A 12203-nucleotide genomic window follows, 5' to 3' on the forward strand; every position below is an offset into this window, starting at 1 on the left:
GAATCCTCACGTGACCGATCCGAGCTTCTCCCTGCCCGCCGATCCCTCGCGCCGCCGCGGCAGCCCCGCCGCGCCCGCCGTCGTCATCGTGGGCGGCGGCCCCGGCGGCTACGAGTCCGCCCTCGTGGCGGCCCGTCACGGCGCCGACGTCCACCTCGTCGACGCCGACGGCATCGGCGGCGCGGCGGTGCTCACCGACGTGGTGCCCTCCAAGACCCTCATCGCGACCGCCGAGGTGCTCGACCAGGTCCGCGGCTCGGGCGATCTCGGTCTGCGCACGACCCGCGGCGACGACCCCGACACGGACCCCTCGCTGCGTGCGGACCTCGGCGCCGTCAACGCCCGGGTGCGGGCGCTCGCCGCCGCCCAGAGCGCCGACATCGCCCGCTCCCTCGCCGAGGCGGGCGTCACGGTCCACCGCGGGCACGGGCGCCTCACCGCCCCGGACCGGGTCGAGGTGCACGGGGTGGAGGTGCAGGGCGCGGACGGCCCCCGGTCCCTGCGGGCCGACGTGGTCCTGCTGGCCACGGGCGCCCGGCCGCGCGAGCTGCCGAGCGCGCCCGTCGACGGCGAGCGCGTCCTGACCTGGACCCAGCTGTACTCGCTGGATGCCCTGCCCGAGCATCTCGTGGTGGTCGGCTCCGGTGTCACGGGAGCCGAGTTCGCGAGCGCCTACCGCGCGCTCGGTTGCCGTGTGACCCTCGTGTCCTCGCGCGACCGGGTGCTGCCGGGCACCGACCGGGAGGCCGCCGACGTGCTCGAGCGCGCCTTCGCACGGCGCGGGGTCGTCGTGCGCTCCCGCAGCCGGGCCGACCGCGTGGTCCGCGACGGCGACACGGTGCGGGTGGTCCTCACGAGCGGGGAGGAGATCCTCGCGAGCCACGTGCTCATGGCCGTCGGCGCGGTGCCCGCGACCGAGGGGCTCGGCCTCGACGAGGCGGGGGTGCGCCGCACCGCCTCGGGCCACGTGGAGGTGGACCGGGTCTCGCGCACGAACGTCGGCGGGATCTACGCGGCGGGCGACTGCACGGGGGTGCTCCCGCTCGCCTCGGTCGCGGCGATGCAGGGCCGCATCGCGATGCACCACGCCCTCGGCGACGCCGTCGCCCCGCTGCTCACGCGCCAGGTGGCCCAGGCCGTGTTCACGGCCCCGGAGATCGCGAGCGTGGGCGTGAGCGAGGCCGAGGTCGAGGCCGGCGAGGTCGCGGGCGAGACCCGTCTGCTGGCGCTCGCCACGAACCCGCGCGCCAAGATGCAGGGCATCGAGGAGGGGTTCGTGCGCATCGTCGTCGCCCCGGGGGCGGGGACCGTGCTCGGCGGGGTCGTGGTGTCCCCGCGGGCCAGCGAGCTCATCCATCCGCTCGCGCTCGCCGTCACCCACCGCCTCACGGCCGACGAGCTCGCCGCCGCGTTCACGGTCTACCCCTCGGTCTCCGGCTCCCTCGCCGAGGTCGCGCGGCGCGTGCCCCAGCACACGTGAGCCCTCGTCCCCGGTATCCGGGGGCGAGGGCTCACACGAGGTCGCGCGGGGGCGGTCAGTCCGCGATCTGGCAGAGCACGGCGCCCGCCGACACGGTCGCGCCGATCTCGGCGTCCAGACCGGTCACGACGCCCGAGCGATGGGCCGTGATGGGCTGCTCCATCTTCATGGCCTCGAGCACGAGCAGGAGGTCGCCGTCGGCGACGGTCTGCCCCTCCTCGACCATGACCTTGACGATCGTGCCCTGCATGGGGGCCGCGACGGCGTCGCCGCCCGCGGCCTGGGCGGCCTGCTTGTGGGTGCGCTTGCGGCGGTGGCGCACCTCCGGCTGCGGGGCGCGCAGGGAGGCGGGCAGGGACACCTCGACGCGGCGCCCGTCGACCTCGAGGACCACGGACTCGCGATCCTCGGGCTCCTCGGGGGCGTGCGCGAGAGGGGCCGGCGGGATGTCGCCGCCGAACTCCGTCTCGATCCAGCGGGTGTGGATGCTGAAGGGCTCGGCCGGGTCCTCGGGGGCGAAGGCCGGGTCCTCGACGACGAGGCGGTGGAACGGCAGCACGGTCGGGATGCCCTCGATCGTGAACTCCTCGAGCGCACGCCGTGAGCGCTCGAGGGCCTCGGTGCGCGAGGCGCCCGTGACCACGAGCTTGGCGAGCATCGAGTCGAACGCCCCCGACACCTCGTCGCCGGCCCGGACACCCGAGTCGACGCGCACGCCCGGGCCCATCGGCGGGTCGAAGCGACGCACGGGACCGGGGGAGGGGAGGAAGCCGCGCCCGGCGTCCTCGCCGTTGATGCGGAACTCGAAGGAGTGGCCGCGCGGCGTGGGGGTCTGCTCGGAAATCTCCTCGCCCGCGGCGATCCGGAGCTGCTCGCGCACGAGGTCGACGCCCGCGACCTCCTCGGAGACGGGGTGCTCGACCTGCAGGCGGGTGTTGACCTCGAGGAACGAGATGGTGCCGTCGAGCCCCACGAGGAACTCGCACGTGCCGGCGCCGATGTAGCCGGCCTCCTTGAGGAGCGCCTTGGAGGACTCCACGAGCTGACGGTTCTGGGCCTCGGTGAGGAAGGGCGCGGGCGCCTCCTCGACGAGCTTCTGGTGACGGCGCTGGAGGGAGCAGTCGCGGGTCGAGACGACCTGCACGTGCCCGTGTGCGTCGGCCAGGCACTGGGTCTCGACGTGGCGGGGCGAGTCGAGGTACTGCTCGACGAAGCACTCGCCGCGGCCGAAAGCCGCCGTGGCCTCGCGCACCGCCGAGTCGAACAGCTCGCGGACCTCGGACTCCTCACGGGCGACCTTGAGGCCGCGGCCGCCGCCGCCGAAGGCCGCCTTGATGGCGATCGGCAGGCCGTGCTCGCGCGCGAAGGCGACCACCTCGTCACTGCTGGCGACGGGGTCCTGGGTGCCGGCCACGAGCGGGGCGCCGACCTTCTGGGCGATGTGACGCGCTGAGACCTTGTCGCCGAGGGCCTCGATCGCCGCGGGCGGCGGGCCGATCCACACGAGGCCCGCGTCGATCACGGCCTGCGCGAAGTCGGCGCGCTCGGAGAGGAAGCCGTAGCCGGGGTGGACGGCGTCGGCGCCGGAGCGCTGGGCGATGTCGAGCAGCTTGTCGACCACGAGGTAGGAGTTCGCGGCGGTCGCGCCGCCGAGGGCGTAGGCCTCGTCGGCGACGGTCGTGTGCAAGGCATTGCGATCCGGGTCCGCGTACACGGCCACGGAGCGCAGGCCCGCGTCCCGGCAGGCTCGGGCGATCCGGACTGCGATCTCGCCGCGGTTGGCGATGAGGACCGTCGAGAACGAGCGCTGCGGAGAGGGGCGAGCGGCCATAGGGGTGGATTTCCTTTCCAGGGCACCGGTCAGTCGATGAGCATACCGCGAGCGCGGCTCTCAGCCCGCGGCGACATCCGTGCGCCACAGCACGTGCACGGGCACGTCGATCTCGGCGAGCAGCTCGCGCAGGAGCGGCAGGGACAGGCCCACGACGGCATGGGGGTCGCCCGCGACGGCGGTCACGAAGGGCCCGCCGAGGCCGTCGACGGTGAAGGCGCCTGCGACGCCCAGGGGCTCGCCGGTCGCGACGTAGGCGTCGATCTCCTCGTCGTCCAGCGCGGCGAAGGTCACCTCGCAGCTCGCGGTCGCCCCGAGCGTCGCGCCCGTCCCGCCGTCCTCGGCGTCGCGGTCGTCGATCAGCCAGTGCCCCGAGTGCAGGGTCGCCGTGCGTCCCCGCATCGTGCGCCAGCGCTCGCGGGCGCGCTCGGGGGTGTGCGGCTTGCCGACCACCTGACCGTCGATCTCGAGCATCGAGTCGCAGCCCAGGACGACGTAGCCGCCCTCGCTCGCGGCGAGCACGGCCTGCACCTTCTCGCGGGCCAGCAGCAGCACCGACTCCGCGGGGGCGAGCGGGCCCGCCGCGGCGAGCAGGGCGTCCTCGTCGAGGTCGGCGGGACGGGCCGTGAAGGCGATGCCCGCCCGCTCGAGCGTCGCGCGCCGCCCGGCGGAGGCCGAGGCGAGCAGGAGCAGGGGCTCGAAGTCCTCGGCGCTCATCGGGCGAGCGCTCCCGTGAGGACCGACAGCGGCAGGGAGCCCAGCTCGAGGGCACGGCGGTGGAAGCCGCGCACGGAGGCCTCGTCCCCGGGCGTCGTCTGCTCCGCGCGCAGCTGCTCCCACAGGCGCTGGCCCAGCTTGTAGGAGGGCGCCTGTCCCGGCCAGCCGAGATAGCGGTGCAGCTCGAAGCGCTGCTCGGCGGGGGCCATGCCCCAGTTCGGGGTCATGAACTCCCATGCCTTCTCGTACGTCCAGGCCCCGCCCGCGGAGCCGACCACGCCCTCGGGCATGGGCAGCCCGAGGTGCAGGCCGATGTCGAGGACCACGCGCCCGGCCCGCATGCGCTGGGCGTCGAGCATGCCGAGACGGTCGCCGTCGTCGTCGAGGTAGCCGAGCTGCTCCATGAGGCGCTCGGCGTACAGGGCCCAGCCCTCGCCGTGGCCCGAGACCCAGCACAGGAGAGCGCGCCAGCGGTTCAGGGTGCTCGCCTGCAGGGTCTGGATGCCGCACTGCAGGTGGTGGCCGGGCACGCCTTCGTGGTACACGGTCGTGGTCTCCGACCAGGTGTGGAACTCCGTGGTCTCGCGCGGCACGTCCCACCACATGCGGCCCGGGCGGCTCAGGTCGGCGCTCGGCGGGGTGTAGTAGATCCCGCCCGAGCCGGTCGTCGCGATGCAGCACTCGAGGCGGCGGATCTGCTCGGGGATGTCGAAGTGGGTGCCCGCGAGATCGGCCAGGGCCCGGTCCGCGGTGGCCTGCATCCACTCCTGCAGGGCGGTCGTGCCGTGCAGGGTGCGCGCGGCGTCGGCGTCGAGGGCGGCCCGGGCGGCGGCCACGTCGGTCCCCGCCCCCGTGCGGTAGCGGTCGTTGAGGCGCGCGGCGACCTGCTCCTGCTCGGCGATGATGCGTCGCAGCTCCTCGACGCCCCACGCGTAGGTCTCGTCGAGGTCGACCTCCTGGCCGAGGAACACGCGCGAGCTCAGACGGTAGGCGTCCCGGCCGACGGCGTCCTCGACGGGCGCCTGGGGCACGAGGCTCTCGAGCACGTCGGCGATGTCGCGGTAGGCCGCCGAGGCCGCCTCGACGCCCGCCGTGACGCGACGGCGCACGGCGTCGTCCGTGGGAGCCTTCGCGCCGAGGGTCGCGAAGTAGCCTCCCGCGGGGTCGGCGTAGCCGCGGGCCTGCTCGGCGCCGAGCTCGAGCTGGCGGCGGGCCGACACGTAGCCGGCCGCGGCGGCCTCGCGCAGGGTCTCCGCCCAGGCGCGCATGGCCTCGGGCATCCGGTCGAGCCGGTCGCAGATCGCCTCCCAGTCCTCGGTCGTGTCGGTCGCCATCATGTCGAAGACCGACTGGGTCTGGAGCGAGGACGCGATGTTGTTGACCTGGGCGCGCGACAGGAGCGCCGCGTCGAGCTCGAGCTCGAGGCCCAGCCGCTCGGTCATGGCCGCACGGGTGACGGCGTCGACGTCGTCGGCGTCGGGCACCTCGGCGAGACAGGCGAGCACGGAGCGGGCGGCGGCGGCGCGCTCGTCGAACCCGGCGGGCGAGAGGTCCGTGATCTCGTGCTCGTGACCCGGCACGCCGATCGAGGTGGCGGCGAAGGGGTCGAGGCGTGCGACCTCGTCGACGTAGGCGTCGGCGATCGCGTCGAGGGCAGAGGGGGTGCGGCTGGTCTGGGGCATGACGCGCAGTCTAGGGGGCCGCGGCGACATCCCGGCGCGGCCCCGGCGGGCTCAGCGGTGCGAGAACTGCCAGGCGGCCGCGGTCGCCTGGGCACGCGCGGCGTGCATGCCCGGGAGACGGTGGACGGCGTCGTCCCAGCCGCAGCTCTCGGCGGCGGAGCCCTGGGCGAGGGCGCGCTCGTGCGCCTCGGCGTGGCTCGCGGCGTTGACGGCCGCGAGCGCCGCCACGACGGCCGTGACCTCGGCGTCCGAGAGGTGCCCGGTGACGATCCTGACCTCGGGGCGCGGCAGCGGCGTCTCCGCGGGGGCCGTCGGAGCGGAGGGCGTCGGAGCGGAGGGCGTCGGGGCGGCGTCCGTCGAGGCGGTCACAGCGGGATGTTCCCGTGCTTCTTGGTGGGCAGCGTCTCGCGCTTGGTGCGCAGCGCGCGCAGGGCGCGCACCACCTGGGTCCGGGTCTCCGACGGGTGGATCACGCCGTCGATCCAGCCGCGCTCGGCGGCGCTGTACGGGGTCGCGAAGCGCTCCTCGTACTCGGCCTGTAGGGTCGCGCGCTCGGCGTCGACGTCGCCGCCGTTCTCCGCGGTCGTGCGCAGCCGCTGGCGGTGCAGGATGTTGACGGCACCCTGGGCGCCCATCACCGCGATCTGCGCGGTGGGCCAGGCGAGGTTGATGTCGGCGCCGAGGTCCTTCGAGCCCATCACGATGTAGGCGCCGCCGTAGGCCTTGCGGGTGATGACGGTGACGAGCGGGACCGTGGCCTCGGCGTACGCGTACAGGAGCTTGGCGCCGCGACGGATGATGCCGCCGAACTCCTGGTCGGTGCCGGGCAGGAAGCCGGGGGTGTCCACGAAGGTCAGCACGGGCACGTTGAAGGAGTCGCACAGGCGCACGAAGCGCGCGGCCTTTTCGGAGGCGTCGATGTCGAGCGTGCCTGCGTAGTGCGAGGGCTGGTTGGCGATGATGCCCACGCTGTGGCCCTCGACGCGGCCGAAGCCGACGACGATGTTCTGCGCGAACAGCGGCTGGATCTCGAGGAACTCGCCGTCGTCGAGGACCGCCCGCAGCACCTCGAGCATGTCGTAGGGCTGGTTGGGGGAGTCGGGGATGAGGCGGTCGAGCGCCGTGTCCTCCGGCGTCGGGGTCTCGTCGAACGCCGCCGGGTAGGCCGGGGCGGGGGTCAGCGTGTTGGCGGGCAGGTAGGACAGCAGGTCCTTGACGTACTCGATCGCCTCGTCCTCGTCGGGTGCCATGTAGTGGGCGACGCCCGAGCGGGTCGAGTGGGCGCGTGCGCCGCCGAGCTCCTCGAAGCCGACGTCCTCGCCCGTGACCGTGCGGATCACGTCGGGGCCCGTGATGAACATGTGCGACGTCTTCTCGACCATGACGATCATGTCGGTGAGCGCGGGGGAGTAGACGGCGCCGCCCGCGGCGGGGCCCATCACGAGGGAGATCTGGGGGATCACGCCCGAGGCGCGGGTGTTGCGCCGCATCATGCCGGCGAACGCGGCGAGCGAGGCCACGCCCTCCTGGATGCGGGCGCCGCCGCCGTCGAGGATCCCGATGATGGGCACGCCCGTGGACAGCGCGAGGTCCTGGATCTTCTGGATCTTGCGGCCGTGCGCCTCGCCGAGGGAGCCGCCGAACACGGTGAAGTCTTGGGAGTAGACGCACACCTGGCGGCCGTCGATGGTGCCGTAGCCGGTGACGATGCCGTCGCCCTCCGGGCGTCGTTGCTCCATCCCGAAGGCATGGGACTGGTGCTGGACGAACCGGTCGGTCTCGACGAAGGAGCCCTCGTCGAGCAGGTCCGCGATGCGCTCGCGGGCGGTCTTCTTGCCGCGGGCATGCTGCTTCGCGACTGCGACCTCGCCGGCGGCGGCGACAGCGCGCTGCTCCCGGTCGGACAGGTCCTCAAGTCGCTGTGCCGTGCTCACGGGCCTCGGGGCGTCGGTCACCAAAGATCTCCTTCATCTCCGCGCCCGTGGTCGTGCCCGGGATGGCGGCGGTCGAACATCGGGATACTACGCTACCGGGGTCCTGCCGCCCGGCGGGGCGCCCTGGATGTCGGAGGAGGTCACCGCGCATGTCCGAGAACCGTTCCGCCCCCGTGCCGACCCTGCTGTGGCGCGAGCGCACCGGCTCGACGCAGGACGACGCGCGGGAGCTGCTCGCCACGGGCGCGGCGCGCGCTCCGCTCGCCGTGGCGACCGACGACCAGCGCGGGGGACGCGGTCGGCTGGGCCGCGCCTGGACCACGCCGCCCGGCGCGGGGCTCGCCCTGACCGTGGCCTGGAAGCCCACGACGCCGATCGAGCGCCGCACGTGGTACCCGCTCGTGACCGGGCTCGGCGTGATCGATGCGCTCGCCGCGTCGACCGGCCTCACGCCGCACGGCCGCGGGGGAGAGGGAGGCATCGGGCTCAAATGGCCCAACGATGTGCACGACTCCCGTGGGCGCAAGCTCGCGGGCATCCTGGTCGAGGCTGATCCGGCCGGCCGCCTGCTGATCGGGATCGGGATCAACCGGGCCGGCGAGGTGCGCGACGCCGACGGCCGGCCGGTCGAGGGCGCGGTCACCCTCGAGCAGCTGATCGGCCGGCCGCCGCAGGGCGCGCGCGAGCTCGCCCGACGGGTGGCGGACGCCGTCGCCGAGCAGCTCTCCCTTCTCGATGCCGCGGGGGGCGACGCGCTGGTCAGCGGCCAGGCGGACCGCTATCGTGAGACCTGTGTCACAACGGGTCTCGCGGTGCGGGTGACCGGCATCGGAGACCGGGAGGACGTCGTGGGGCGGGCCGCCGGCATCGACGCGGCGGGCCGCCTGCTGATCGAGGATTCGTCAGGGAGCACCCGCGCGGTCGACGTGGGCGACGTCCACCATGTCCGGCCTGCCGCCTCACCGCGCGACGCGGTGTGAGACGGGACGGAGCGAGCCGGGGCACGAGCAGGGCGCAGCGCACGACAGGACACGGCAGGACGAGGACTGACGGAAGGGGCGCGGTGACGACCGACAGCGGAGCACCCGGCGAGGGCGGCGGAGTCGAGGGGACGGCGGCACCCGATGCCGATCTCGAGGCGGCGCGCGAGCTCAACCGACGCTTCGCCGAGGTGCGCCGAGCGATCGGCGCGCTTGAGAAGGTCCTCCTGCAGGGCCCGCGCCGCTACTCGCGTCGGGACCTCGCGGATGACCAGGGAGTGCCCGAGCGCCTCACGGCCGTCTACTGGCGCTCCATGGGCTTCACGGCCGTGGACCGCGACACGGTCGTGTTCACTGACGACGACGCCGACGCGATCGGCGACCTCGCCGCGCTCGTCGAGAACGGGGAGATCTCCGAGCGCACGTTCGCCAACCTCTCGCGCGGCCTCGGGTACCACATGGGACGCCTGGCGATGTGGCTCACCGAGGCTCTCGTCGACGAGGCCAAGTCGTCTCGGGGCATGACCGATGCCGAGGCGCGCCAGCGCATGCTCGAGGTGATGCCGCAGTTCCTCGAGGTGTTCGAGAACCAGACCATGTACGCGTTCCGGCGCCAGCTCGCCTCGTACTCGGCGCGCGCCGGCACCGAGGTGCTCAACAGCGTCGGCGCCGACGAGCCCGACGAGCTGTTCCCGCTCCAGCGGGCCGTCGGCTTCGCCGATCTGGTCCAGTTCACCCGGCTGGCCCAGTCGCTGAGCGGCTCCGAGCTCGCGCATGTGATCGGCGACTTCGAGGCGGTGTGCCGCGACATCGTCTCGGTCGGGGGCGGCCGCGTCGTCAAGACCGTCGGCGACGAGGTGATGTTCCTGGCCGACACGCCCGAGGACGGCGCCCAGATCGCGCTGAGCCTCTCGGAGTCGATCGAGGCCGAGCCGGGCCTGCCCGACGTGCGCGTCGGTCTCGCATGGGGGCCCATGTTCTCGCGGTACGGCGACGTGTTCGGCCCGACCGTGAATCTGGCGGCCCGGCTCGAGGGAGTGGCGCAGCCCGGGAGCGTCATCGTGGACGCGTCGACCGCACGGGCCGTCTCCGCTGCGCTGCCCGGCTCCTTCGAGACGCTCGAGAGCCAGGTGCACGATCTCCACGGGATCGGCCCGGTCGAGGTCGTCGAGCTGCGGCGGGGCAACTCCGTCCCGTTGTCGCTCACGCTCTGAGAGGCGCTGTCGGTGGGTCTCTCACGGGGCTGGAGGGTGAGTCTTGTGGGGAGTGGCGACTGAGTCTCTGACGAGGAGACGGGCGGGTGTGCCCTGCCGGCTGATCGGGCACGGGCGGCGCCACCTCTCCGTCCCTTTCGTCCCTCACGACCTTCCGTCCCTCACGCATCGGGTCCGGGTGGCGGGTGGTCCTGGGTGTCGGAGTCGTCGTCTGTGTGCAGTGGGCTGGTGGCGGTGGAGTCTGGTGGACGGTCGGCGGGATCGCTCGTGGTGCTGGTCCTGTGGGCTTCGGGGCTCCTGGCCTCGACATCTGAGGGATCGTCGGTGTTCTCACGGGGCCCGGGGGGCGTGAGGTGGCAGGTGGTGCTCGCGCCGCCAGGGCTGGTCCAGGTCACGGCGGGTGTGCCGCCACTATCGCGGGTGGGGGTGACGGTCCAGCCGGCGTGGTCCTTGAGCAGATTGCAGCGGACGCAGAGTCCCTGCGCGTTCGCGTAGGAGGTGGCGCCACCGTAGGCGTGTGGGGTGATGTGGTCGATGTGGCGGACGGTGGCGTTGCACCACGGACTGGCACACGTCGACTCCCGCCACCGGACCATCTGCTCCAGCGGCGCGGGGAATGCCCGGGCGCGGGAGTCCATGGCCACCAGCTCACCCGTTCTGGGGTGTGTGTAGAGCCGTCTCATGACGGCGCTGGTGGTGGCGTCGGGGTGCTCGTCCCACCCCGGGTTGTTCTTGTACCCCGGCGGGCTCCCACGAAGAGTGTCGGTGACGATGTGGGCCGGGATGGGGCCGTAGCCCTCCAGGTGGGCGAGCTCTCCGCCCCCGTCCGGGGCCAAGAGTGCACGGTCGGTGATGACCACGCCGATGGTGATGCGGCGGCGACGGTAACGATCCGTCGAACGGTCGCTGTGGCCGGGGAAGTCAGGGGCACGCACCTTGTACGGGCCTGAGAGGTCCTGGTCGCCACCGTGGCCCGGGCCTGGAACGTCCAGATCGCGCGTGTCATCGAGCATCACGCCGCGTCCGTCCGTGTCGAGCACGGCCGCTCCACCGGGCAGCGAAATCCCCTCGAACTCGACATCAAGCAGTGACTCGCCCGGAGCGGAGGGATCGAGTGCCCTGTCGCCGCCGGTGATCGCGTCGACCAGGGCGTCAGCCTCGAGCGCCCGGACCCCATCGATCGACCCCTGAGCACGACGGGCCTCGGCCTCGAGACGAAGGGCTTTCATCACCGCGCTGGCATCCACGGCCCGCACGGTCGCGGTCACCGCGACCATGTGGTCTTCCAGCAGGCGCGTCCGCACACAGCGTCCCCGCGCCGCCCGCGCGGCACGGTGCCGGGCATCATCCGGGTCTCTCGCGTCACGTAGAGCACGGACTTCGGCACCTAGACGGCGTGTGCCCACACCGTTCAGGCGTGCAGGGTCCGCGGTCAGGGCCTCATCGATGGACTCGGCGACATCAGGGTCCACGTCATCGAGCGCGACCGCGATCGCCCGGGCCTGCTGCTCGGTGACCCGCCCCGAGGCGAGCAGGGCGAAGGTGCCGGGGAGCTGGGTGACCAGGCGCTGCGACGCGGCCAGAGACATCGACGACGCCGACGGCGAGACTCGGCGTGCCAGGCTCAGCTCCTGCGCGGCCGCGCGGCCCTGCTCCGCCGCAGGAACACCCCGTGCGGCGTCGGCGTCGGCGATCCGGGTCGCGGCCATCACCTGCCACGTCGCATCCAGAGCCGCGAGCGTGGAGCGAAGCTGATCGATCACCCCCACCACACCCAGGGCCTCCGCGACGGAGCCGGGTTCAGTGTCGGTCAGGGCATCCCGCATCGCCACGGGAGCCTCGACCGCCGCGAGAACGCCGGTGATGATCGACGCCACGACCTCCCGTGCCGCACCATCACGGCTGAGCGTCTTCGCTTGGGTCAGGACATCTGACAGGGCATCGCCAGCCGGGACCGCGGTGTCGCCATCAGGAGCGGGAGCACCTGAAAGCGGCCGGGTTCCCGAGGGCAACGACCCGTCATTGCGCGTCGATGCCGTTCCCTTGGCGGGCATCGACCCCGCGCCTTTGCCACCCAACGGAAGGTCACCCCCTCCCGACCGCGACAGCGCAGAACCATTCGCCCCCAGCGCCCGGGCGCGGTCATCGCGCCCCGGACCCTCGGCCCTCGAATGATCCCGCATCGTCGTCATGCCCCCTATTCTTCCGAGGGGGTCTGACAAACGGGACCCGACCCCGGAGCCCTTTTCGAGAATGTGGACAACTCTGCATGGGGAGGGAATGCGGGAACTTGATTATGTCGAGGTCGAGGTCGAGGTCGAGGTCGAGGTCGAGGTCGAGGTCGAGGTCGAGGTCGAGGTCGAGG

9 protein-coding genes are annotated in these 12203 nt (G+C 73.1%); 3 read left to right on the forward strand and 6 right to left on the reverse strand.

The genetic code is table 11. From position 1 onward, the window contains the following. The first annotated feature begins 10 nt into the window (after positions 1–10). The gene (locus BRM3_RS08400) at positions 11–1480 is read left to right on the forward strand and encodes an NAD(P)H-quinone dehydrogenase (protein ID WP_263592880.1); all 1470 of its coding nucleotides are present in this window, start codon (positions 11–13) and stop codon (positions 1478–1480) included. A 55-nt stretch (positions 1481–1535) separates the two neighbouring features. Here BRM3_RS08400 and BRM3_RS08405 read toward each other — a convergent pair whose 3' ends face one another. Genes BRM3_RS08405 through BRM3_RS08425 form a run of 5 tightly spaced genes read right to left on the reverse strand, consistent with a single transcriptional unit; the run spans position 1536 to position 7665 of the window. Next, entirely contained in the window at positions 1536–3311 is a 1776-nt protein-coding gene (locus tag BRM3_RS08405) for an acetyl/propionyl/methylcrotonyl-CoA carboxylase subunit alpha (RefSeq protein WP_263592881.1), read from the reverse strand. A gap of 60 nt (positions 3312–3371) precedes the next feature. Continuing rightward, positions 3372–4028, reverse strand: coding sequence for a Maf family protein (locus BRM3_RS08410; protein ID WP_263592882.1), 657 nt, complete (start codon positions 4026–4028; stop codon positions 3372–3374). Then, positions 4025–5710 carry a DUF885 domain-containing protein gene (locus tag BRM3_RS08415; RefSeq protein WP_263592883.1) on the reverse strand — a complete coding sequence of 562 codons (1686 nt, stop codon included), beginning with the start codon at positions 5708–5710 and terminating at the stop codon, positions 4025–4027. The genes BRM3_RS08410 and BRM3_RS08415 overlap by 4 nt, the downstream gene beginning before the upstream one ends. A gap of 51 nt (positions 5711–5761) precedes the next feature. Beyond that, complete coding sequence (locus tag BRM3_RS08420) at positions 5762–6079, reverse strand: hypothetical protein (RefSeq protein WP_263592884.1); 318 nt, start codon at positions 6077–6079, stop codon at positions 5762–5764. Beyond that, positions 6076–7665, reverse strand: a complete 1590-nt coding sequence (locus BRM3_RS08425; protein ID WP_263592885.1) for an acyl-CoA carboxylase subunit beta — start codon at positions 7663–7665, stop codon at positions 6076–6078. The genes BRM3_RS08420 and BRM3_RS08425 overlap by 4 nt, the downstream gene beginning before the upstream one ends. Positions 7666–7793: 128 nt before the next feature. Between BRM3_RS08425 and BRM3_RS08430 the strand changes: the two genes are divergently transcribed. Next, positions 7794–8624, forward strand: coding sequence for a biotin--[acetyl-CoA-carboxylase] ligase (locus tag BRM3_RS08430; protein ID WP_263592886.1), 831 nt, complete (start codon positions 7794–7796; stop codon positions 8622–8624). An 83-nt stretch (positions 8625–8707) separates the two neighbouring features. Further along, a complete protein-coding gene (locus tag BRM3_RS08435; RefSeq protein WP_263592887.1) occupies positions 8708–9838 on the forward strand; it encodes an adenylate/guanylate cyclase domain-containing protein in 1131 nt (376 codons plus the stop codon). Between the two features lie 161 nt (positions 9839–9999). Here BRM3_RS08435 and BRM3_RS08440 read toward each other — a convergent pair whose 3' ends face one another. Continuing rightward, entirely contained in the window at positions 10000–11892 is a 1893-nt protein-coding gene (locus BRM3_RS08440; protein WP_263592888.1) for an HNH endonuclease, read from the reverse strand. Between the last annotated feature and the right edge of the window lie 311 nt (positions 11893–12203).

Origin of the sequence: Brachybacterium huguangmaarense, from assembly GCF_025725725.1 — a bacterium.
Lineage (GTDB): Bacteria > Actinomycetota > Actinomycetes > Actinomycetales > Dermabacteraceae > Brachybacterium > Brachybacterium huguangmaarense.

What these genes read in the sequence shown, in the direction of transcription:
- BRM3_RS08405 (WP_263592881.1), bottom strand. Translation starts at nt 3,311, where the DNA reads ATGGCCGCTCGCCCCTCTCCGCAGCGCTCGTTCTCGACGGTCCTCATC.
- BRM3_RS08410 (WP_263592882.1), bottom strand. Translation starts at nt 4,028, where the DNA reads ATGAGCGCCGAGGACTTCGAGCCCCTGCTCCTGCTCGCCTCGGCCTCC.
- BRM3_RS08415 (WP_263592883.1), bottom strand. Translation starts at nt 5,710, where the DNA reads ATGCCCCAGACCAGCCGCACCCCCTCTGCCCTCGACGCGATCGCCGAC.
- BRM3_RS08430 (WP_263592886.1), top strand. Translation starts at nt 7,794, where the DNA reads ATGTCCGAGAACCGTTCCGCCCCCGTGCCGACCCTGCTGTGGCGCGAG.
- BRM3_RS08440 (WP_263592888.1), bottom strand. Translation starts at nt 11,892, where the DNA reads ATGCCCGCCAAGGGAACGGCATCGACGCGCAATGACGGGTCGTTGCCC.